Here is a 20,995-nt window from a genome sequence, read left to right on the forward strand (position 1 = left end):
GCCGGTCACACGAGGTTGGCCTCGGGGCGGGCCTCATGGAGGGTGAAGCGCTCGGCGCGCAGCGGGGTGACGTCGACGAACGGCTCGCGGCCGAGGTAGAGGTCGCGGACGACCTCGCCCACCGCCGGGGCCTGCAGGAAGCCATGGCCCGAGAAGCCGGTAGCGTACAGGAAGCGGGTCGGTCCGGGCGCTTCGCCGATGAGCGCGTTGTGGTCGGGAGTCGTCTCGTACAGACCGGCCCAGCCGCCGGTGGTCCGCGCGTCCAGCAGGGCCGGGACGCGCCGGCTCATCGCGGCGTAGAGCCGCGGCAGCCAGGCGTCGGAGACCGTGGTCCGGAAGCCGGGGGTCTCCTCGGGATCGGACATGCCGAGCAGCACTCCGGGGCCCTCGCCGTGGAAGTAGAAGGTGGTGTCGAAGTCGATCGTCATGGGGACGTCGGGCGGCATGCCCGGCACCGCCTCGGTGATGGCTATCTGACGGCGCAGCGGTTGGACGGGAAGGTCGACGCCCGCCATGGATCCGATCGCGGCGGACCAGGGGCCGGCCGCGCAGATGACGTCGGATGTGGCGATCGGTCCCCGTGAGGTGGCGACCGCCGTGATCCGGGAGCCGCGGGTCTCGATGCCCGTCACCTCGCAGTGCCGGATGATCACCGCGCCGTGCCGGCGGGCGGCGTCGGCGTAGCCGTGCACCACCGCCTCGGGGGTGCAGTGGCCGTCGTCCGGGGAGAAGGCGGCGGCCAGCAGTCCGTCGGTGCTGATGAGCGGGGAGAGCCGCCGTGCCTCGGCCGGGTCGATCATGCGGCTGGGCACCCCCAGGCTGTTCTGCAGCCGCACGCCGGCCTCGAAGGAGGCGACCTGCTCGGGTGTGGACAGCAGGAAGAGGTAGCCGACCCGGCGCAGTCCGATGTCGTGCCCCGGTTCCTCCGCGAACCGTCCGAAGGCCTCCAGACTGCGGGCGCCGAGCTGGATGTTGAGCTCGTCGGAGAACTGCGCCCGGATTCCGCCGGCCGCCCGGGAGGTGGAGCCGCCGGCCAACTGGCCGCGCTCGACCAGGACCACGTCGCGTACGCCGGCGCGGCTCAGGTGGTAGGCGATGCTGGTGCCCATCACGCCGCCGCCGATGACGACGACCGACGCGCGGCCGGGCAGGGGGCCGCCCGGCTGGGCCGGAAGCCGGCTCATCGCCGGGCCGCCGCGCGCTCGGCCGCGGCGATGACGGCCCAGGCCGCTGCCGCGTCCTGCGCCCCGAGTCCGACACTGAGGTGGACCACGATGTCCTGGTCACCGGTGCGGGCGGTTCGACGCCCGGTCAGGGCCTCGCCGAGGGGGATCAGGTCGGCGGCGGCGAGGTCGCCGCGGCGGATCGCCTCGACGACCGGGCCGGCGTGCGCGGCGGCGGTCGCGGGATCGTCCACGACCACTGCGGCGGCCCGCCGCAGTGTCCGCGCGTCCACCTCTCGCCGGTCGGGCTCGAAGGAGCCCACGCTGATGACGGTGGCGCCGGGCGCCAGCCACTGCCCGAGCAGCACCGGCTCCTTGCTGAGCGTGCAGGTCGCGACGAGGGGCAGGCCTTCGGCCGCTTCGCGCGGGGTCGCGACCGCCTCCGCCTTGAGACCGAGTTCGGCGGCGATCCGCTCGGCGGTCCGGGAGCGGTGCTCCTCGGTGGGGCTCCAGACGCGCACCGCTCGCAGCGGCCGCACCCGTGCGATGGCGTGGGCATGGGCCAGCGCCTGCGTACCCGAGCCGAGGAGTCCCAGTTCGTCCGCGTCGGGGAGCGCGAGCGTGTCGACGGCGACCGCGCTCGCCGCGGCGGTGCGCAGGGTCGTCACCGCTGTCCCGTCCAGCACCGCGGCGAGCTGGCCGGTGGTGGGGTCGAGGGCGATGACGACGGCGCTGACGCTGGGCAGTTCCCACTGCGCGTTGCCGGGGTTGACGCTGCCGACCTTGGCGACTGCGCCGGTGTCCGCGGAGAGGCGGGAGGCGTAGCAGAACATCACACTGTCGTCGAAGCGGCTGGGGTGCATGATCTTCGGCGGCAGATCGACGGTGCCGTGCGCGAGGGCGGTGAACGCGCGGCGCTGGGAGGCGATGGCCTCGTCCCATCCGAGCAGTCGTGCCACCTCCTCGGCCGAGCAGAAGACCGGCTTGGTCGGCATGTGGTCCCTACCTTTCCTCGTGGCTTGGTTCCGGTCATGCGCGGGATCGGAAGGCCCGGTGTCTTCCGCGTCTCCGCCCGAGCCGTCGCCCGGTGCTGCCGGCCCATGAGACGTTCCACGAACGCAAGAGGGCCGGAGCCGCGACGGCATGACGGGGGATCAGGGGGCGCGGGGACCGGTGGCGGGAGGCGGCGGCTCCTCCCACGACCGGAGATGGTCGACGCGGTGCCCCACGCGTTCGTCGGCGGCCGGCAGGACGTGCGCGGACCCCCATACCGTCGAAGGCCGCGGCGCCCGGCGGGAGGCGCGCGGGCCGCGGCGGGAGAGCACGCCGATGGTGCCGCCGCTCAGCACCAGGACGGCGCCCAGCAGTTGCAGCCAGGTCAGACCGCCGCCGAGCAGGACCGCGGTGGCGACGATGCTCACCACCGGCTCCAGCGTGCTGGCGATCGAGGCGCGGGTCGGGCCGATCAGGGCCATGCCGAGGAAGAAGCACAGGATCGCGAGGACGGTGGAGGCGAGGGCGATGCAGAGCACCGGGAGCCATCCCCGTGGCTCGAAGCCGAGCGCCAGCCCGCCGGTGGCCGGACCGTAGACGAGGAAGGCGATCGCGGCGGACAGCGAGACGAAGGCGGTCATCACCACCGGGTGTACGGCGCCGCCCACCCGGTCGCCGAACAGGATGTACACCATGTACACCCCTGCCGCGCCGAGTGCCTCCAGGACGCCGGTGAGGCTCAGACTCGACCCGATGTGGCCCAGCGCGAGCGCGACCCCGGCCAGCGACAGGACGAGCGAGCCGATGACGCCCCGGGAGGGCCGCTCCCGGCCGACGACCGCCGACACGCCGGCCACCAGCGCCGGGTACAGGTAGAGGAGCAGGGAGGCGAGGGCCGGTGAGATGTGCTTGACGGACGAGAAGTACAGCGCCGACTGCGCGGCGTACAGGACGCCGCCGAGCAGGAGCATGCGCAGCAGGTCCGCCGAGCGCGGGCGGCCGGTGCGGCGGATGTGCCACCACGCGTACGGCAGGAACACCGCCGCCGCGACGGCGAACCGCAGGAACAGCAGGGTGGCGACGGTCAACCCGTCCTGGTAGGCGTAGGTGGCGATCACCGGCATGAGTCCGAACCCGGCCGCGGACAGCGCGATGAGCAGATAGCCCCTTGTCATCGGTGTCCCTCGCTCTCGTCGACCGGCCCCTTGTGCGGCGCCGCGCCGTCCGGCCGGAGGGCCGCGTCCGGGGTTGGCCGGGCGCTTTCGGCGGGGGCCGCGGCGCCGGTCACTTGTGGAACGCCTGGGGGTCGACCGCGGTCAGCGTGATGGTGCGGGGCCGTTCTCCCGGCAGCAGGAAGGAGTTGAGCGCCCGCCGGATGCGCTGTGCCGCCTCGGGACCCGGATCGGTCACCGCCACCTCCATGTCCACGAAGGGACTTCCGTCGTCGTCCACCCGCACCGTCGTCGTGCAGCGTTCCACACCGGGCACGGCCTGCGCGGCCTGACGCACGGCGCTGAGGGAGACCTTCTCGCCGCGGATCATCACGAAGTCCGACAGGCGGCCCCGGTAGTAGAGGTAGCCGTCGTCGTCGATGTGGAAGGCGTCACCGGTCGCGACCACGCCGGGGGCGGCCAGGGTCCGGCGGGCCGACGGGCTGTCGGTGATCTTGCGGACGAGGGCGGTGTCGGTGGCGACCATGAGTTCGCCGGCGTCGTCGTCGGGCGGCTCGCGCAGCCAGGCGCGCACGCCGGGCAGCGGCAGGCCGACGGAGGCGTGCCGGTCTGCGGGCTCGGCGTGCGCGGCGAGGGTGGACACGCGCGGGCCCGCCTCGGTCAGCCCGTAGGTGAGGTACAGCTCGCCGCCGGGGCGGTCGGCCAGCAGGCGCGCCACGTGCTTCGGCGGGGTCCGGTCCCCGCCGACGGTGAGCACCCGGGGCGCCGACGGGGCGCCGGAGGGCCCGTCGAGCAACCGCCGGACGATCGCCGGGGTCACCGACGAGTGGGTCACGCCGTGCTCCGCGATCTGCTTCAGGTACCCGGCGGGCGCGAAGGGCGGGCCGGACACCACCACACGGGCGCCGGACGTGAAAGCGGCGAGCACCTGGGCCACCATGGCGTAGGAGTAGTACAGCGGCAGGCTCACCAGGACGGTGTCGTTCTCGCTCATCCCGACGGCGTGGGCGTGTCGTCCGGCGTTGCGCAGCAGGGACGACACGTGGTGCAGGCACGCGCTGAACGCGCCGGACGTACCGGAGGTCGACATCAGCACCTGCCGCGCCCCGTACGGTGCCGGCTCCCCCGCGCCGCCCAGCAGCACCGCCCCGGCGCCGGGAACCGGGTGGACGCGGCTGACGCCGTAGCGCTGCGGGTCCGGTCGGGCGGCGATCACCGCTCGGACGTCCAGCCGTTCGGCCAGCATCCGGGCCCGCGCCGACGGAGTCGCCGGGGCGACGGCCAGCGGTACCAGCCCGAGCAGCAGGGCGGACAGGTACAGCCGCAGCATGTGGACGGAGTTGGACAGCGCGAGCATCACCGCGCTCCCGGGCGGCAGGCCGAGCGCGCTCAGCGCGGCGAGCGTGTCGTCCAGCGACGGACCGGGACCGGCCTGCGGACCGACCTCGGACGCACGGTCCAGGAACTCGGCGACCCGCCGGTGTTCCAGCAGGAGGTCATGGGTGGGAGGCATCCGTGGTGTCCCTTCAAACCCGCCGCGCCACGGTGGCGGCCAACGGTTCGGTGAGTGGTTCCCGGGCGGGCGCCGCGCCGTCGGCGGCCCTGCCGTGCGCCGGGTCCCCGGCCGGCCCGCCGGCGGGGTCGTCGGCCGGGACGGCGGCCCGGAAGACGACGCAGCCCGCGGTGTGGGAGTCGTCGTCCCGCCGGTGCGCCGCCCACAGCACATAGCTGGCCTTGCCGGCGCGCAGCCAGTCCGCGGCCACCGTTCGCGCGGTGTCCGCGGCGTCGTCCGGATCGAGCGAGAGCACCAGCGAGGGGCCGCGCAGCCCGAGGGTGCTGCAGGTGAGCCCGGCCAGGATGCCGGGGTTGGAGCCGGCGAACCGCAGCGGCGACACCCGGCCCCCGGTCGTCCCCTGGGCGATCCGGCGGTGCGTGGGCAGCGCCGTGTCGTCGGCCGTGACCAGTACCGCCACTTCCCCGGGCTCCGCCAGGACGTCCTCGCGGCAGGGGGCGATCGCCTCCTCGACTGCGGAGACGATCAGCCAGGCGAGCGGGTCGGCGTAGAAGGACGTCCTGTTGCGCGTGCGGGACTCCGGATCGGCGACGGTCAGGCGGGCGTGCCCGACCACCGACAGCGGCGCCGGCGGACGGCCGCCGGCCACGCCCGGTGCCCGCAGCGGACGGCCGGGCGCGGCCGGGACGTCGGCCGGGACGTCGGCCGGCGCCTCGGTGAACAGCAGGCAGGTGTTGAAGCCGCCGAACCCCAGCGTGAGACTGATGCCCGCCGTGCCGTGGACCGGTCCCCCCTGCCCGGCCGGGAGGCGCAGGGTCAGTCCCGGCAGCGGTGACCCGAGCCCGGTGATCGGGGGTACGCGCCCCTCGCGCAGGGCGAGCACGGTGGCCACCGCCTCGATGGCCCCGGTGGCGCCGAGGCTGTGGCCGAGCGCCCCCTTCGTGGCGAAGACGACGGGGTCGGAGCCGCCGCCGAACAGCCGCTGCAGGCCGGCCGCCTCGACCTCGTCGTTGAGCGGGGTGCCGGTACCGTGCGCGCTGATCACAGACACCTCGCCGGGTTCGGTGCCCGATCCGGCCAGGCTGCGGCGCACCGAAGCGGTGACGCTGCTTCCCGACGGATCGGGCGCGGTCAGCCCGAAGGCGTCGTTGGCCGAACCGGTGCCCCGCAAGGTCGCGTAGGCCCTGGCGCCCCGGCGGCGGGCCCCGGGGGCGGCCTCCAGGACCAGGAATCCGGCGCCCTCGCCGAGGATCATCCCGTCACGGTCCACGTCGAACGCCCGCAGCCCGCTGCGGCTCATCGTGCCGAGCGCGGAGTGGCCGAGCCGCTTGGCCTCGGTCAGTACGTCGACCCCGCCGGTCAGGAAGATCCGTTCGTCGTCGGCGCCGCGGATCAGCGCCTCGGCGACCAGCAGGCTGTCCGACCCGGCCGAGCAGGCCGTGCTGACCACCATCGGCCGCCCGAGGTGGCCGAGCTGCCGGGCCGCGGCCGCCGCCCAGTCCTCCGGCGGGTCCAGCACGCTGTCGAGTTGGGCGCCGAAGCTCGTGCCCAGCACCAGGGTCAGCCGCGGGTCGTCGGCGGACAGGCCCGCGTCCTTCAGCGCCGCCGCCATGGTGCGCGCCGCGAGGGCGACCTGCCGTTCCCACGCCTCCGCTCCCCCGGGCCGGTAGGCCGGAGCCGGGACCACGGCGGCGAGTTCGGTGCGCAGCCGGTACGGCGACGGTACGGGCGCCACGCCGGACGAACCCGAGCACAGCCGCTCCCACACCTCGTGGAGGTCGTCGCCGAGCGGCGTCGACCAGGCCATGCCGGTGACGACGGCCGGGCCGGGGCTCACCACAGCTGCCGACCGAGGTCAGCGACGTTCCTCCGGGTCAGGGTGCCGCGGAACGCCGCGACCTTCTTGCCGTCGACGGTCGCGTTTGCCGAGAAGAAGAACGTCGTGCCGGCCAACCGGTCGGCGCGGACGTCGAAGACCACCTGGTCGCCCGGGACCACGGGCGCGGTGAACCGCGACCTGACCGAACCGATCAGGGTCAGCTCGTCGTCCTCGAGCCGACGGGTGCTCATCTGGTAGAGGATGATCCCGGACTGGGCGAAGGCCTGCATCAGGTGACTGCCCGGGTAGACCGCCCGCTCGGGGAAGTGGCCGGCGATGGCGTCGAGGTTGCCGGACACCGACAGCAGACTCTTGAGGAACACCCCGGGCTCGTGGTCGACGATCCGGTCGATGTAGATCATCGGATGGCGGTGGCGCAGCCACGTCTTGATCTCCGAGAAACCGAGCATGCGGTCAGCGGGCGGCTGCTCCTCCGGCGGCTCCGGTCGTTCCTGCCCCGGGGACACGGGCGGTGCCGGCTGCGGTGTCCGCTGCGCTGTCGTGTCGAGGTGCATGTGCGGGGGTTCCCCTCAGCGTCTGGCGGATGGTGGGCGGGATCGGCACCGCGGCGCCGGTCGCCGGACTCACGGCCGCGAAGGTGATGGTGCCGGAGGTCAGTTCGGTGCGCGACCCGTCCGCCGCCTCCCGCAGGAGCACGGCGGCCACCCGGATCCGGGCGCCGCTGACGTGTTCCACGGCGGCCTCGCCGACGAGCAGGTCGCGGTAGACGGCCGGTCTGCTGTAGCGCACCTGGAGGTCGACGACGGCGAGGTCCGCGCCGAGTTCGCCGAACCGGGCCAGCCCCGCGCCCTGTTCCTCCAGATGGTCGAGCACGACGGTCTCCATGAGGGAGACGTAGCGGGAGAAGTGGACGACTCCGGAGGCGTCGGTGTCGACGTGCTCGACGCGGCGCCGCTCCGTCGGAGGGCCGGCGCCGTCGGTGCGGGTCACAGCGTCTCCTGGAACCGTCGCGTGCCCTCGCCCAGCCGCTCGACGATCTCGTCGGCCTCCGCCTCCGTGGTGATCAGCGGCGGGGCGATCCGCATGGTCGGGTGCACGTAGCGCAGGCCGCGCGAACGCTTCCCCGCGCCGGCCATGAACTCGACGTAGACCCCGGCCCTGAGCACATGGGTGCGCAGCGCGTCCAGTCGCGCCGCGGCGGCCCCGGACAGTTCCACGCCGTGCATGACCCCCAGGCCGCGCGAGTCGGTGTAGACGTCCGGGAAGCGCTGGACGAGCGCGCGCAGCGTCTCGGTCAGCCGCGAGCCGAGCCGCCGTGAGTGCTCCAGCAGCCCGGTGTTCTCGATGTGGCCGAGGCCGTCGTGGATCACGGTGGAGGTCAGCGGGCGCAGGTCGGAGGTGGAGATGGTGCCGGTGGCGCGGGCGCGCAGTTCGCGTCGGGCGATGACCATGGACGTGGACAGGGCGCCCATACCGAGGCTCTTCCCGATCACGGTGACGTCGGTGGGGACCGGCCCGTCCTCGTCGTGCATGCCGAACCACCGGCCGGTCTTCGCGAAGGTCAGCACCTCGTCGGCGACCAGCCAGGCCCGGCTGTCGGCGCACAGCCGGGCGAGGTGCCGCAGGTAGCCGGGCGGGGGCAGCAGGATCCCGGCGTCTCCCTGGACGGGTTCGACGACGACGGCGAGCAGACGGTCGGCGTTGGCGGCGACGTACTCGTCCAGCGCGTCCGCGTCACCGAAGGGGATGTGCTCCACGCGCACGCCGTAGTCCTCCCCGGGAGCGAGCCCGGGCAGGCCCACGCGGTAGTGGCGCCGGTTGAGGAGCGGCAGCAGGCCCTGGGTCCACCCGTGCCAGGCACCCTCGAAGGCGAGGATGGTGTCGCGCTTCTCCCGGCCGGGCCGATGGCGCAGCCGCCTGATGTCGAAGCGCGATTCGAGGACGAGCCGCAGCGCCAGTTCCAGGCCCTCGGAGCCGGAGTTGCGGCCGGCGACGTGATAGTCCTCGGCCGGGAAGCGATCCGACCATCGCCCCTCGGCGCCGAACAGGCGGTCCAGCAGACGGGCGCGCTCCAGCGAGGCGATCTCGTCGGTGACGTAGCCGCTCGCGGCGACCGCCCTTTGCAGCGAGCGCCCCACGAGGTCGTTGCCCGCGCCCAGGCAGGCGCTGCCGTAGCCGCCGCTGGCGTCGTAGAGGGTGAACGTCTCGCCCCTGTGCGGGCCGGTGAGTTCGACCGCCTCCATGGCGATGCCCCGGGCGCTCAGGCAGGCGAACGGCAGGGGCGGCCGGTCGTAGTGGTTGTAGTGCGTGTGCTGGCTCTGCTGCAGTTGGTCGAGTTCTGCCTCGGTGAGCCGGGAACCGACTGGCGCGGACATGGCTTCTCCGTCCCTGGCGAAGTGGCTGGCTGGTCGTCCGGTGGCCCGCTGACGCGGACGTGTCCCGCCGTGTCAGCCGGTGGGCTGGGCGTTCGTGTTCTCCTGCTCCTTGATCAACCGCTCGACGAGGCCGACGACTTCTCCGAGAGTGCTGAAGTTCTCCGGAGAGAAGTCGTCGTCGGAGATGACGACGTCGAACGCCTGCTCGCACAGGACCCGCAGCTCCACGAATCCGAGCGAGTCGAGGCCGAAAGCGTCCCGCAGGCTGTCGTCCATCCTCATCTGCTCAAGGGGAATCTCGACCATGAGCTCGGAGGCGAGCATTGTCTTGATGGTCGGCACCACATTCACGGAAGTCCTCCTGTTCGATGGACCGGGGACAAACAGCGACGCGGCACGGCGCAGCGCGGACAGCGGCGGAAGCACAAATGTCCGCCGGCTCGCATCGCCTTTCAGAAAACGGTCGGTCGGGGGTATGGGATTACCGCGCGCAAACAAGGGCGATGGACAGTGGCCGGAACGGCCACGGACGCCTCTTGCGGCACGTGAGTGTCACGGCCCAGATTCAACGCGAACCCGGGTCCCAGGACAAGGAGCGCCGGTCGCATTGACCGAGACTCGCCGCCTCGCGAATTCGCACGGAACTCCCCACGAGATCACGTCGGAACCTCCCCGCGCAGTTGACGGCACCGCGGCGGGCCTGCGGCGGGCGGCGACCGGAACGCCGCGATTACGCCATGGATGGCCGGGGCACGGGCCGTGCACATTGTCTTTGGCCCAATCTTCGAGTGACCCACCGGCCGGCCAGACGTATCGGCAGGAACGATCCCGGTATTCGGCCACCCCGATGTCTGCCGCGCCGCGGGCGCATTGTTCGCCCGGGGACGGACGAGTTGCTCACGGAGCTGCTTGTTTTCCTCCGTGAACCGTCGAACGCGGTTGTTCGCGGCTTCGAGTCGCCGCAGTGGAATGGCCCCTACCAGGTCGGGGTCGCGGCGGGTTGGAGGTGGAGGAAGTGTCCGCCGTCGCTCCCCATGAAGAGCCGCTCCGGTCCCTCCAGCCCGGTGAGGTCGACCCTGCTGCCCTCGGTCCCCTCGACGGCGAGCCGCACATGCTCCAGGCACCAGTCGTCCTCCTGAGGGTCGCTCGCGTTGGGCACGGGCTCGAAGCGGATGTAGACGGGGTAGGCACGGACGTCCGCCATCGTGCGGTGCGCCGGGTCATTGGCGGCGGCCGACGCGACATTGGCGTCACGTCCGAAGACGAAGGTCTCGATCGAGCCTGCCAGCAGCTTTCTGCCCTCACCTGTCGAGCAGCGGAACTCGCGGCCGGCCAGGCCGAGGAAGACCCTGCTGTCCGGCAGGGTCTCGGCGGTCCGGTAGAGGATCTCGAAGCCGGCCTCCTGCGTACTCGTCTGGAGCGTGACGGTCACCTTTTGGATCATTTCCACCATGGCGTGGCCCCATCGCTGTCCGGATTCGGTGTTCGGCGTTCGGCGTTCGGCGTTCCGCGGGCGTTCCGGCGCCTGCTTTCCCCCCGGCGACTACCGCGGGCCGTTGTACCGCGCCAGCCGGACGTGCAGGTCCGCCCTGTTGCTCTTGCCCTCGGGGCTGCGGTACTTCTGGTTGAGGACCTGGGTGTCGTGCGAGTAGAAGCCCTCGAAGATCATGTCGGACTCGACTCCCCCGATCTTCACGAAGCGCAGGGCCCTCCACTTGTCCTCCGCGCTGAGGGGGCGCACCGTGACTTCGTCCGCCTGGGCCGCCTCGGGGCCCCGGTTGGGCGACTCGTAGTGGTCGAAGGTGATGGTCAGGTCGCGCGTCGGTCCGTTGGCGACGCTCGCCGTGATGTACAGATCCACCGTGAACCGCTCGAACGGTGTGATGATGGGGTAATTGTGGTGGGTGAAGGTGCCCAGCACCCATGCGGCCCCGTCGACGTCGACGTTGTTGGTACCGCCCTCGAACTCGTAGGAGCTGGTGTCGGTTTCCGCCGCCTGGCCCCAGGTGATACTGCCGGTTCCCAGTCCCCGGAAGGACGAAAGGTCCGACGGGCCCTGCACGTTCTGCCAGACACCGCTGATGCTGATTTCAGGCATGGTGATAGCACCCTTTCCCGTGGCATCGCTGGACGAGTTGTCTACCTGGCCGCTTCCGCGGGTTGACGCCCACCGTCCGATACGCCCCCGCCGTCCCCTTCGCCCCGTCCGTTTCGCACCAGACTCGGGGGTATCCGGCACCCCGCGCAAGGCCGCCCTTTGAGCCACTCGACGGGCCGTTACTCCCGGAACGCCGGTTTCCCTGGCCGCGGCGCGCGACACTGTTCCTCCCGGCTGACGGCGAGCGAACCGCCCACGCCCGAGCGCTGTCCCTGGCGGTGCCCGCGGCCGTCCCGGCGCAGTGCGCGGGGCGGGACCGCGCGCTGCTGACTCCCGACGGCCGGACCGTCCGGGTCCCGGCCGGCCGCATCGGGTCCGTCACCCGCGACCCCGGGCAGCGGCCGGGTGGCCCGGGCGGTGCTCACCGGGATCACCTTCGCGCGGGGCGACGTCCTGGTCCTCGCGCCGACGGAAGCGGCACCGTCGAACTCGGCCCGTCTCCCCCGCCGCGGCCTCGCCCTCGTCCCTGCGCGAGCCCTCACGAGCCTCCGCCCCGCGACCGGGATCGGCGCGCGGGGCGCCGCGCTAGCGGACCACCCCGGTCTGCCGATCCGCAGCCGTCTTCGGGTGCGACAGCCGCTCCCTCGTCCGGCGGCTCCCGGAGACGCGGTCCCGGTCGGTGCGACGGGCCCAGAACACTTTCTGGGCGAGCAGCGTGAGACTGCCCGCCACGACGATGCCGGCCAGGTTGAGCGCCAACTGCCCGCTGGAGGTGAACGCCTGGTGCCAGGCGCCGTAGGACAGGGCCAGCGCGGCGTCCGCCGCGGCGGGCACGGTGGTCACCGAGATCGCCACGCCGACCAGCGCGCCGGACTTGGCCGAGGTGAGGGAGAGCATGCCGGCGATGCCGGCGAGGAAGGCGACCACGAAGGAGTCGGCCGTGGGCTGCCAGATGAACTGGGTTGCCGGGTGCGGGGCGTCGAAGCGCGCGTGGCTGAAGAGTCCGAGGACATCCATGAGCGCGCCGAAGGCGCCGGTGGCGGCCATCGCCGCGGGGAAGCCGATCAGCAGGGCGGTCGACGAGCGGAGGATCAGCCGGCGTTGCCGCTGGATCAGCCCGGTGCAGAAGCCCGCCAGGGGTCCGAACTCCGGTCCCACCACCATCGCGCCGACGATCAGGATGGCGCTGTCCAGCATCACCCCGTAGGCGGCGAGCATGGTGGCCAACGTAAGGAAGGCGATGTAGGTGACGCTGAGGGTGGATTCCTCGTGGGTCAGTTCTGTCATCGACTCCCAGAGCACGGCGTCCGCTCCGTCACCGGGGGCGGCCTTCTCCGCCGCGTCAGCGCTGCCGGACAGGGACAGATCGATGGAATCCAGGGAGATCGATCCGCGTCGATCGATGCCGAGCCCGCGCAGTTCGGCCAGCAGGGTGTCGGCGGCCTCACGGGCGACGTCGGCGGTGACCAGATCTCCGACCGGATCCAGGGCGGCGCCCCTGACGACCGTCAGGTGGGTCGCTCCGACGGCGGCGGAGATGTGCTCGGTCACCTCGTCGGTGAGGTCCGTCGGGACGATCAGCCGCAGATGGAGCACTGGGGGCCGCCTCCGGTGGGGTCGTCGTCGAGCCGGGCGCCCACCGTGCGCGGGCGCCGGGGTCAGAGCCTACGCAAACCGCGATCACCGTGGGGTCTCCCGCGGTCGGGGACGACCGGAGTCCGCCGTACCGACCACCGGCCGGACCCCCATGGCATCAGCGTTCCGGATGGGCCTCGGCTTCGACGTGTTCGATGCCGCCGGGACGCCCGGCGCGGGTCCAGCGGAGGTGGAGGGCCGCGGCGATCAGCAGTGTGGCGAGCAGGGAGACCACCGGCCAGCCCCGCAGGAGATTGACCACCAGGGTGAACGCCACCGCGACCGCGGCCAGGCCGTTGCTGAGTGTCGGGCCCGGTTTGCGTTCGGCATGGGCGAAGCGGGTCATGGCGAGCAATCCGATGAGGAAGCTGACGAAGACGGCAACCGCGTAGAAGAGGACGAGGCGCTGCTCGTGTCCGCCGCCCGCCAGGATGACGGCTGCGGCTGCGACGAGGTAGAGGACGACGGACCAGTACGGGGTGTGGTGGCTGTTGATCCGGCCCAAGAGCGGTGGCAGCACTCCGGGCCGGGCGTTGGTGCCGGCCAGGGCTTTCATCAGGCCGGGTCCGGCCTGGAAGGAGGAGCTGGCGGCGGCGAGCAGCAGCAGGCCGCTGGTCACCTGGAACGCTCCGTAGAGCCAGCCGGGGCCGGCTGCGGCGTGGGCGATGTCGGCGATCTGGGTGGAGTCCCTGCCGGGCAGCCCGACGTGGAGTCGGACCGACAGGGCGGTCAGGGCCAGGGTCAGGCCGCCGACGATGACGACCAGCAGGGCCAGGGTGCCGCGGCCGAAGCGCCGCCGGTAGGTGTCGTCGAGCTGACCGAGCTGGGCGATCGCGGTGGACGGTGCTTCGATGCCGGTGGCCAGGGCCATCGCCACCGGGAAGGCCAGCACGACCGCGAGGGCCGCGGAGTGGCCGGGGTCGGTCGAGGTGGGGGCGTGGCCGCTGGTGTGCGGGGCGGAGAAGCCGACCACGAGGACGGCGACGGACACCACGACGAAGACCGCCGTCATCCCGGCGAACAGCAGCCGGCCCCCGTGCCCGAACCAGGTCAGCCCCGCGACCACCACCAGCAGCACCAGGGCCAGCGGGATGCGCAGCGCGCTCAAGCCGCCCGCCAGGGCGATGGCGGCGCTGGTGGCGGCGGAGATGGACACGCCGATGGTCAGCACGAAGTCCACCACGAGGGCGCCGATCGGCAGGAACGTCCAGCCCGGCCCGAACGCGCGGCCCGCCGCGGCAGCGGCCCCGCCGCCTTTCGGGAAGCGGCGCACCAACTGCCAGTAGTTCGCGGTCACCAGCAGGACAAGCCCGACCACCACCGCCATCGTCGGCAGCAGGAGTGCGAGGTCCGCGTGCAGGGCCCGCAGAGCGGCCTCGATCGCATAGGCGACGGAGGAGACAGGGTCGGCGATCACCGCGAAGGCGAAGGCGAAGAAAAGCACGGACCGGCGCGGACCGGCCGCGGGGGCCGGGCTGGCACGCGTCGCGCCGCCGTGCGGCTGCTCGGGAGCGTGCATCGACGAGGCCTTCCGCGCCGGATCAGGCCGGGGGCAGTCCCCCTGGGGCGTGCGACGACTCCCGAAGCCAATCAGAGGCGACCCCGGGAAGAGGCCCGACCCCACCGGGCGAGGCCCACCTGTCGAGCGGCGATCCGGGGCCGGCCCGGCCCGCACTGAACGCCTGCCGTGTTGGTGTGGAGCAGCTGCTGGAATCCGGCGACGGCCGCCGCGCCCCGCCCGGCGGTCCGGCCGTTCCGCCGAAGCGCCGGGTCAGGCGGTGGCGTGGCAGCGTATGCGGTCGATCATCGCGTCCAGCACGGCTTCCAGGGCGACGGTGTCGCGTCGGGCCTGGGTCATGAGCAAGCCGCCCTGCAGGGCGGTGAGCAGGGCCAGTGCCAGGAAGCCGGCGTCGGCGTCCTCGCGCAGCTCGCCCCGGGCCCGCATGCCGCCCATCAGCGAATCCGGAGAAGATCCCCTGCCCAGCAGTGACCCCGCGTACTTCACCGCCTTCAAGAATCTGGCGATGACCCGCACCGACACCGGCGTCGGCGACATCACCAAGCCGGTGGTCTGGGACCAGGCCATCGCCGAAGGCCGCCGCCTCGCCGAAGGCGTCCCCCTCGGCATGGCCCTGGAAGGCCTGACCGCGGCCGACCTGGCCTACCAGGGCACTCCCGCCGGCTGACCCGCGTCACCTCTTGTCAGAGGGCGACGATGCCCTCGCCGCCGACCGCGTCGGGGACGGTGACGGTACCCACGGGGGTGAGCGAACCGTCGGCGCCGACGCGGAAGGCGTCGACCGCGCCGGCACCGCCCGTCTGGACGTAGAGGAAGTGGTCGTCGGGGGTGACGGCGGCGTCGACGGTTCCCGTTCCGGTCGGGGTGTTGCCCAGCGGTTCCAGGGAGGCACGGCGCTGCCGGAATCCGGAGAGGGTGCTGCTGCCGGCGTTGGAGGCGTAGAAGTGATCGCCGGCCCGGACCACCCAGCAGGTGGCCGTCTGACCGGTGGGCGCGTCGTCGAGCTGGACGGTCGTGCCGTCGGGCTGGAGCCGGAAGGTCAGGACGGCGTTGTTGACGCCGTCGGTGACGATCAGGCGGCCCTGCCCGTCGAAGGTGAAGCCGAAGGGCTGCCTGGTCTCCTGGGTGTTGACGGTGGGCCGGGCCGAGGGGGCGCCGGACGGGCCCAGGCCGAAGACGTCGATGCTGCTGCCGCCCAGTTTGGTGGTGACGACGAGCTGGGATCCGTCCGGGGTGAAGGACACCTGGGCGGGGGTGTGGGTGAATTCCGGCGCGGTCGCGGTGTCGAGATGGAGCTGCCGGTTCCAGTCGGCGACGCGCTGCAGACGCTTGCCCTCGGTGATCCGGTAGCCCTGGATGGAGCCGCCGTCACGGGCGTTGAGGACGTAGACCCCGTCCTTGTGCACGGTGACGCTCACCGGGAAGGTGCCGCCGGAGGTGATGACCTGCTCGCGGTGGAGCCGGTCGCCGTCAACGGAGAAGACGGTGACGGTGTCGCTGCCCGCGTTGACGGCGAAGAGCAGGTGATGGTCGCCGTCGTAGGTCAGGGAATGCTGGGAGGCGAGGTGGTCGACGACCGAGCCGTCGAGGATGCCGCCGTCGCCTCCGGTGGGGAAGGTGCCCTGCTGGTGGAGGGAGCCGTCGGCGGAGCGGCGGTAGGCGACGATCTCGTTGCCGGCGGTGTTGTCCGTCTGGACGAACACCGGGCCTTCTGTCCCTGCCCCTGTCCCGGTTGCGCCGGTTCGCGGGGCGGCGGTGGCGGTGGCGGTGGCGGACGCGGACGCGGCCGGAATGGCGAATGCGGCCATCGCAGCCGTTACGGTGGCGGCGGTCTTGGCGGTACGGACGAGCGTGGGCACGCGCTTCATCGTTCCCCTTCGGGCGGCGGCAGGTTCGTGGAGGTGGCAGGACCCTGCCCGGTCGGTCCGGGCGGAGCGCCGCTCGCCGTCAGGATCGGGGAGACGGCGCGTGCCGACCGCGACCGACAGGCCCGGCATCCGCCGTTGGTGTGAGCGGCCCCGCCGAACGGCCCTGGGGTCTGCCGTCGACGGCAGGAGGGGCACCACCAGTCGGCGGCGCCCCTCCTGCCCTCGGCCCTCCACGGTGGGTGTCGCCCACCCGGCGTCGGCCGAGGGGATCAGAGGGCGACGATGCCCTCGCCGCCGGCGGCGTTCGGCACGGTCACGGTGCCGGTCCTCGTCAGGGAGCCGTCGGAGTCGATCCGGAAGCTGTCGACGCCGCCGCCCACCCCGGTCTGGACGTGGAGGAACTTCCCGTCGGAGGTGACGGCCGCGTCGACCGTGCCCGCGGCGGTGGCGGTGTCGCCGACGCCCTTGATCGAGCCGTGCCGGTTCTCGGTGAGCCCGGTGAGGGTGCCGCTTCCGGCGTTGGAGGCGTAGAAGTGGTCGCCGGAGCCGATCACCCAGCAGGTGGCGGCCTGGCCGGTGGCCGCCTCGGACACCTTGGTGAGCTTGGCGTCGCGGCCGATGGTGAAGGTGGCGACGGAGTTGGTGGCGCTCTCGGTGACGACCGCCCGGCCGGCGGCGTCGAAGGTGAAGCCGAACGGGCCCTGCCCGGGCGTGCCGGTCACCACGGGCCTGGCTGCGGGACCGAGCGGGCCGAGCGGGAAGACATCAATGCTGTCGCCGCTCTTGGTGGTGACGACGAGCTTGCCGCCGTCCGGAGTAACACCCACCTGGCCGGGGGTGGTGCCCGAGGGAAGGCCGAGGCCGCGGTGCCAGGACGGGACCTCGACCAGCAGGCCCCCGACCCTCAGATAACCCTGGACCGAGCCGCCGTCATCGGCGTTCAGCACATAGACGGAGTTCCCGTGGACGGCCACGCTGACCGGGAAGCCGCCGCCGGAGGAGACGACCTGACGCCGGATCAGCCGGTCGCCGTCCACCGCGAAGACGGTGAGGGTGTCGCTGCCCGCGTTCACCGCGTACAGCAGGTGGTGCGCGCTGTCGTACGTCAGCGCGCCCTGGGAGGCCAGGTGGTCCGGGCCGGTGCCGGGCTCCTGGCCGCCGAGCCCGCCGGTGGCGTACGTACCCGCCTGGTCGAGCGAGCCGCTGGCGGTCTGGTCGTAGGCGACGACGGTGTTGCCCTGGAGATTGTCGGTCTGGACGAACACCGTCGATCCGCTGTGCGGGGAGTGCGCGCTGGCCGGGCCGGCGAACACCGCGGCGGAGGCGAGGGCCGCGGTGAGGAGGCCGGCGGCGCGGAGTGCGGTGGAGGTCATGATCGTCCCTTTCGGAAGGCGGTTCCGGGGGCCGGCGGCGGGCGCCGTTCCCCATCACTTCGTCTGCTGCCGGCGGGGACGTACCTCTTACATAACGCAACTCTTACGGCCACCGCAGTCGCCCGGCCCGGCCGAACGATGTCGCCCTGTCTCCGCGCTCTCCGCGCTCTCCGCGCTCTCCGCGGACGACGAGGCGACGACCAGCGCCCTGGTGGACAGGTTCGAATCGACCTTCGCCATCGGCGGTCTCGTACCCGAGGACGTCGCGGGGCTGGTCCGCTACGTGAAGGAGCACACCGGGTAGTAGCCGCGGGGCGCGGGTCCTCCGGGAACGGCGTTACGGGCCGCTGTTACGGTGGCCGCCATGGGACACAGGGACCTCGAAGGCGGCGGCACCGCCACCGCGAAGGCGGACCTCGACCCGGAGTCCGCCGCGTGGGTGGCGTCGCTGAGCGACGCTTCCGCCCGGACGCGTGAGGAGGCGTACGAGCGCCTGCACGCCGTGCTGCTCCGCATCGCCAGGAGCGAGCTGCGCCGCCGGGGCTCCGACCCGCGGATCACCGGACCGGAGCTGGACGACCTGGCCCATCAGGCCGCCGCCGACGCGCTGCTCGCCGTCACCCGCAAGCTGGCGGACTTCCGGGGGGACAGCCGCTTCACCACGTGGGCCTACCGCTTCGTGATCCTGGAGGTCTCCTCCAAGCTGGGCCGCCACTTCTGGCGCAAACCCGGCGAGGCGCTCGCCACGGAGGACTGGGAGCAACTGCCCGACCGCCTCGGCCTGGACCCGGCCCACGAGTCGCAGTGGCGCGAACTGGTCCGCGCCTTCCGGCAGGCGGTGGACGACGTGCTCACCGAGCACCAGCGCCAGGTCTTCGTCGCCGTGGTGCTCGACGGGATACCCCTGGACGCCCTGGTGGCGCGATGGAACACCAACCGCAACGCGATCTACAAGACCGTCTTCGACGCGCGGCGCAAGGTGCGGGCCCAACTCGTCGCCGGCGGGCACCTGGAGCGGAAGGGAGAAGACACGTGAACGAGGCGACCGCACAGATCGAGCGTTTCCTGCGCACCGATCCCCGCGACGTGGGCTGCGAGCAGGCGATGGAGATGCTGCACATCTACGTCGACCTGGTGGCGGCCGGTGATGACGCGCAGGCGCGTTATCCCGGCATCGCGGCCCACCTGCGCGCCTGCGGCCCCTGCGCGCAGGACTTCGAGGGTCTGCTGGCCGCGGTCGGCGGCTGACCCGGCCGCGGCCGCGCGGCGGTGTCCCGGTCGGATGTCCCGGTCGGATGTCCCGGTCGGATGTCCCGGTCGGATGTCCCGGTCGGATGTCCGCCTACCGCGCGGCGGAGCGGCGCGCGCGCAGGCGGACGAAGCGGCGGCCTTCCATGGTCCAGGCCGCTTCCCGGACCCAACCGGCCGCGGCGGCGTGCCGATTGAGGGCGGCGGGCCCGACCCGGGCCCAGGGGAAGGTGACGCCGTGGGCGCCGACGCCGTCGTGGAGACGCACCTCCGAGTGCTCGTCGAGGTCGTCGGCGATACCGCAAGGCGCCGACTCGGTGATGAGCCTGCCGAGCGGGTGCAGCACGCGGCGCACCCGGGTGAGCAGGGCGACGGGGTCTCCGCCGATGCCGATGTTGCCGTCGATGAGCAGTGCCGTCCGCCAGCGGCCCTCCCTGGGCAAGGGCTCGAAGACCGAGCGGAGCAGGGCGGTTCCTCCGGCGGCCCGGGTGCGGCGGACGGCTTCGGGGCTGACGTCGATGCCCAGGGCCGGCAGGCCCTGCCCGGCCAGGGCGCTGACGAGGCGGCCGGGGCCGCAGCCGATGTCGAGCGTGGGGCCCTGGCAGGCGCTGAGCACGGATCGGTCGGCCATGTCGGGCTCCGCGCACCAGCGTTCGATGTCGAGTGGGAGCAGCCAGCCGTCGGAGCGGTGCAGAAAGAGGGGGCCGCGGCCGCTGCGCAGCGCGGTCGCGTACGGGTCGGCGGTCGACCAGGCCCGGGCCGCGGGCAGCGCGACGGGGACGCTCACCGTGCGCCCGCCGGGGCGAACCTGGCCACCGCGGCGGCGAAGCGGCTGCCGGGCGCCCGCGCGGCGACGGCCTCGGCGTCGGACGCGGTGTCCACGTCGCGCAGTTCGGGAAGGTCGCACACGGTCAGTCCGGAGTCGGTGAGCCGACGGCGCTGAATCCGGCCGGTGTCCGGGGTGGACATCGGCACGCCGCGCAGCAGCCTCGGGTCCGGTCTCCGCAGGCCCAGCGCCCAGAACCCGCCGTCGGCGGCCGGCCCGAACCACGCGTCCGCCGGATCGTCACCGCCGGGCAGCAGCACGGGCCGCAGCAGTTCGGGGGTGATCTGCGGGGTGTCCATGCCGATGAGCAGCGCCGGGCCGTCGCACAGCGCGAAGGCGGCGGCGAGCCGTTCGTCGAGTCCGCCACCGGTCTGCGGCAACACCTCGATGCCGGCCGGCAGCCAGCGGCCGGGACGCCCGTCGAGTACGAGCAGCCGGCGCCGCGCGGGGCTCGCCGCGACGACCGCGAGGGTGTCGGCCAGTGACGCCTCGGCCAGCGCGGCCGCCTCCTCGGGCGTGTAGGGCGGGGTCAGCCGTGTCTTGACCCGTCCGGGCCGCGGTTCCTTGGCGATGACCATCAGTGTTGTCACCGGCCACCCGCCGACCCTGTCGCGACGGGCGACGTGACACCGGCGGTATCCGTGGCACCGGCTGGCATCGCGCCGGTCACCGGTGGAGCGCCCAGCACCGCCCGCATGTCCCGTACCGCGTGCCAGGTGCCCCGCCAGGTACCGGTGACCTTGGAGCGGCCGGTACGAGGGTGGTAGGGGACGTCGCGTTCGGTGATCCGCCAGCCCGCGTCGGCGGCCTTGACCACCATTTCCAGGGGATAGCCACTGCGCCGGTCGGTCAGGCCGAGGGCGAGCAGGGCCTCGCGTCGTGCGGCCCGCAGCGGTCCGAGGTCGTGCAACCGCAGACCCGTACGACGGCGCAGCATGCGGGCGAGGGCGATGTTCCCGGCGCGTGCGTGGGGCGGGAACGCGCCGCGGGCGACCGGCCGGCGGCGGCCGAGGACCAGGTCGGTCCCTCCGGCGGCGATCCGGCCGACGAAGTCGGGCAGCAGCGCGGGGTCGAGGGAGGCGTCGCAGTCGCAGAAGCACACGAACTCGGCCTGGGCGGCCAGGAGTCCCGCATGGCAGGCGGCGCCGAAGCCCCGGCGCGGTTCGTACACCACGGTCGCCCCGAGATCGGCCGCGATGCGCGCGGAGCCGTCGGTGGAGCCGTTGTCGACGACGACGGCCCGCCAGCCGGGCGGAATACGTTCCAGCACCCGGGGCAGCGCCTCGGCTTCGTCGAGACAGGGCAGCACGACGTCGGCGATGGGGTTCACGAGGGATCCAGTCGTTTCGAGGGTTCAGGTGGAGCGGACGAG

The 20,995-nt window shown here is 73.0% G+C and carries 22 protein-coding genes; 3 read left to right on the forward strand and 19 right to left on the reverse strand.

What is annotated here, in order from left to right; genetic code table 11:
- Nucleotides 1-5: 5 nt before the first annotated feature.
- The 14 genes from ACFO3J_RS12545 to ACFO3J_RS12610 all read right to left on the reverse strand — a co-directional run bounded on the left by ACFO3J_RS12545 (nt 6) and on the right by ACFO3J_RS12610 (nt 14,794).
- Nucleotides 6-1,184, reverse strand: a complete 1,179-nt coding sequence (locus ACFO3J_RS12545) for an NAD(P)/FAD-dependent oxidoreductase (RefSeq protein WP_386429130.1) — start codon at nt 1,182-1,184, stop codon at nt 6-8.
- Nucleotides 1,181-2,158 (reverse strand): ornithine cyclodeaminase family protein, encoded by a 978-nt coding sequence (locus ACFO3J_RS12550; protein ID WP_386429132.1) that lies wholly within the window; start codon nt 2,156-2,158, stop codon nt 1,181-1,183. The genes ACFO3J_RS12545 and ACFO3J_RS12550 overlap by 4 nt, the downstream gene beginning before the upstream one ends.
- Before the next feature lie 159 nt (nt 2,159-2,317).
- The gene (locus ACFO3J_RS12555; RefSeq protein ID WP_386429133.1) at nt 2,318-3,331 is read right to left on the reverse strand and encodes a DMT family transporter; all 1,014 of its coding nucleotides are present in this window, start codon (nt 3,329-3,331) and stop codon (nt 2,318-2,320) included.
- Between the two features lie 109 nt (nt 3,332-3,440).
- Nucleotides 3,441-4,841: a class I adenylate-forming enzyme family protein gene (locus ACFO3J_RS12560; protein ID WP_386429134.1), complete on the reverse strand. Its 1,401-nt coding sequence runs from the start codon at nt 4,839-4,841 to the stop codon at nt 3,441-3,443.
- Between the two features lie 13 nt (nt 4,842-4,854).
- The gene (locus ACFO3J_RS12565; RefSeq protein WP_386429135.1) at nt 4,855-6,678 is read right to left on the reverse strand and encodes a beta-ketoacyl synthase N-terminal-like domain-containing protein; all 1,824 of its coding nucleotides are present in this window, start codon (nt 6,676-6,678) and stop codon (nt 4,855-4,857) included.
- Nucleotides 6,675-7,130 (reverse strand): 3-hydroxyacyl-ACP dehydratase FabZ family protein, encoded by a 456-nt coding sequence (locus ACFO3J_RS12570; protein ID WP_386429136.1) that lies wholly within the window; start codon nt 7,128-7,130, stop codon nt 6,675-6,677. Before ACFO3J_RS12570 ends, ACFO3J_RS12565 begins: the two co-directional genes overlap by 4 nt.
- A gap of 4 nt (nt 7,131-7,134) precedes the next feature.
- Complete coding sequence (locus ACFO3J_RS12575; RefSeq protein WP_386429138.1) at nt 7,135-7,671, reverse strand: acyl-CoA thioesterase; 537 nt, start codon at nt 7,669-7,671, stop codon at nt 7,135-7,137.
- Nucleotides 7,668-9,056, reverse strand: coding sequence for an aminotransferase class III-fold pyridoxal phosphate-dependent enzyme (locus ACFO3J_RS12580; protein WP_386429139.1), 1,389 nt, complete (start codon nt 9,054-9,056; stop codon nt 7,668-7,670). The genes ACFO3J_RS12575 and ACFO3J_RS12580 overlap by 4 nt, the downstream gene beginning before the upstream one ends.
- Before the next feature lie 72 nt (nt 9,057-9,128).
- Nucleotides 9,129-9,407, reverse strand: coding sequence for an acyl carrier protein (locus tag ACFO3J_RS12585; RefSeq protein ID WP_386429141.1), 279 nt, complete (start codon nt 9,405-9,407; stop codon nt 9,129-9,131).
- Between the two features lie 625 nt (nt 9,408-10,032).
- Entirely contained in the window at nt 10,033-10,488 is a 456-nt protein-coding gene (locus ACFO3J_RS12590) for a hypothetical protein (protein ID WP_386429143.1), read from the reverse strand.
- A gap of 111 nt (nt 10,489-10,599) precedes the next feature.
- Nucleotides 10,600-11,154 carry a choice-of-anchor K domain-containing protein gene (locus ACFO3J_RS12595; protein ID WP_386429145.1) on the reverse strand — a complete coding sequence of 185 codons (555 nt, stop codon included), beginning with the start codon at nt 11,152-11,154 and terminating at the stop codon, nt 10,600-10,602.
- Between the two features lie 585 nt (nt 11,155-11,739).
- Nucleotides 11,740-12,750, reverse strand: coding sequence for a DUF389 domain-containing protein (locus ACFO3J_RS12600; protein ID WP_386429147.1), 1,011 nt, complete (start codon nt 12,748-12,750; stop codon nt 11,740-11,742).
- A 157-nt stretch (nt 12,751-12,907) separates the two neighbouring features.
- A complete protein-coding gene (locus ACFO3J_RS12605) occupies nt 12,908-14,308 on the reverse strand; it encodes an amino acid permease (RefSeq protein ID WP_386429148.1) in 1,401 nt (466 codons plus the stop codon).
- Nucleotides 14,309-14,560: 252 nt separating this feature from the next.
- Entirely contained in the window at nt 14,561-14,794 is a 234-nt protein-coding gene (locus tag ACFO3J_RS12610) for a hypothetical protein (protein WP_386429150.1), read from the reverse strand.
- Between the two features lie 19 nt (nt 14,795-14,813).
- Between ACFO3J_RS12610 and ACFO3J_RS12615 the strand changes: the two genes are divergently transcribed.
- Nucleotides 14,814-14,975 carry a hypothetical protein gene (locus tag ACFO3J_RS12615; protein WP_386429152.1) on the forward strand — a complete coding sequence of 54 codons (162 nt, stop codon included), beginning with the start codon at nt 14,814-14,816 and terminating at the stop codon, nt 14,973-14,975.
- A 16-nt stretch (nt 14,976-14,991) separates the two neighbouring features.
- On the opposite strand, the gene ACFO3J_RS12620 is transcribed toward ACFO3J_RS12615, so the two are convergent.
- Together ACFO3J_RS12620 and ACFO3J_RS12625 are read right to left on the reverse strand one after the other, a co-directional pair.
- A complete protein-coding gene (locus ACFO3J_RS12620) occupies nt 14,992-16,176 on the reverse strand; it encodes a lactonase family protein (protein ID WP_386429154.1) in 1,185 nt (394 codons plus the stop codon).
- 269 nt (nt 16,177-16,445) lie between these two features.
- Entirely contained in the window at nt 16,446-17,549 is a 1,104-nt protein-coding gene (locus tag ACFO3J_RS12625; RefSeq protein WP_386429156.1) for a lactonase family protein, read from the reverse strand.
- 364 nt (nt 17,550-17,913) lie between these two features.
- Here ACFO3J_RS12625 and ACFO3J_RS12630 point away from each other — a divergent pair, with 364 nt between their 5' ends.
- Complete coding sequence (locus ACFO3J_RS12630) at nt 17,914-18,585, forward strand: RNA polymerase sigma factor (protein WP_386429158.1); 672 nt, start codon at nt 17,914-17,916, stop codon at nt 18,583-18,585.
- The gene (locus ACFO3J_RS12635; protein WP_386429159.1) at nt 18,582-18,797 is read left to right on the forward strand and encodes a hypothetical protein; all 216 of its coding nucleotides are present in this window, start codon (nt 18,582-18,584) and stop codon (nt 18,795-18,797) included. Before ACFO3J_RS12630 ends, ACFO3J_RS12635 begins: the two co-directional genes overlap by 4 nt.
- Before the next feature lie 94 nt (nt 18,798-18,891).
- On the opposite strand, the gene ACFO3J_RS12640 is transcribed toward ACFO3J_RS12635, so the two are convergent.
- Genes ACFO3J_RS12640 through ACFO3J_RS12650 form a run of 3 tightly spaced genes read right to left on the reverse strand, consistent with a single transcriptional unit; the run spans nt 18,892 to nt 20,953 of the window.
- Nucleotides 18,892-19,584 carry a class I SAM-dependent methyltransferase gene (locus ACFO3J_RS12640; protein WP_386429161.1) on the reverse strand — a complete coding sequence of 231 codons (693 nt, stop codon included), beginning with the start codon at nt 19,582-19,584 and terminating at the stop codon, nt 18,892-18,894.
- Nucleotides 19,581-20,213 carry a TIGR04282 family arsenosugar biosynthesis glycosyltransferase gene (locus ACFO3J_RS12645; protein WP_386429163.1) on the reverse strand — a complete coding sequence of 211 codons (633 nt, stop codon included), beginning with the start codon at nt 20,211-20,213 and terminating at the stop codon, nt 19,581-19,583. The genes ACFO3J_RS12640 and ACFO3J_RS12645 overlap by 4 nt, the downstream gene beginning before the upstream one ends.
- Nucleotides 20,210-20,953: a glycosyltransferase family 2 protein gene (locus tag ACFO3J_RS12650; RefSeq protein WP_386429165.1), complete on the reverse strand. Its 744-nt coding sequence runs from the start codon at nt 20,951-20,953 to the stop codon at nt 20,210-20,212. The genes ACFO3J_RS12645 and ACFO3J_RS12650 overlap by 4 nt, the downstream gene beginning before the upstream one ends.
- Nucleotides 20,954-20,995: the final 42 nt, after the last annotated feature.

It is taken from the genome of Streptomyces polygonati (assembly GCF_042650325.1).
Taxonomy (GTDB): Bacteria; Actinomycetota; Actinomycetes; order Streptomycetales; family Streptomycetaceae; genus Actinacidiphila; species Actinacidiphila polygonati.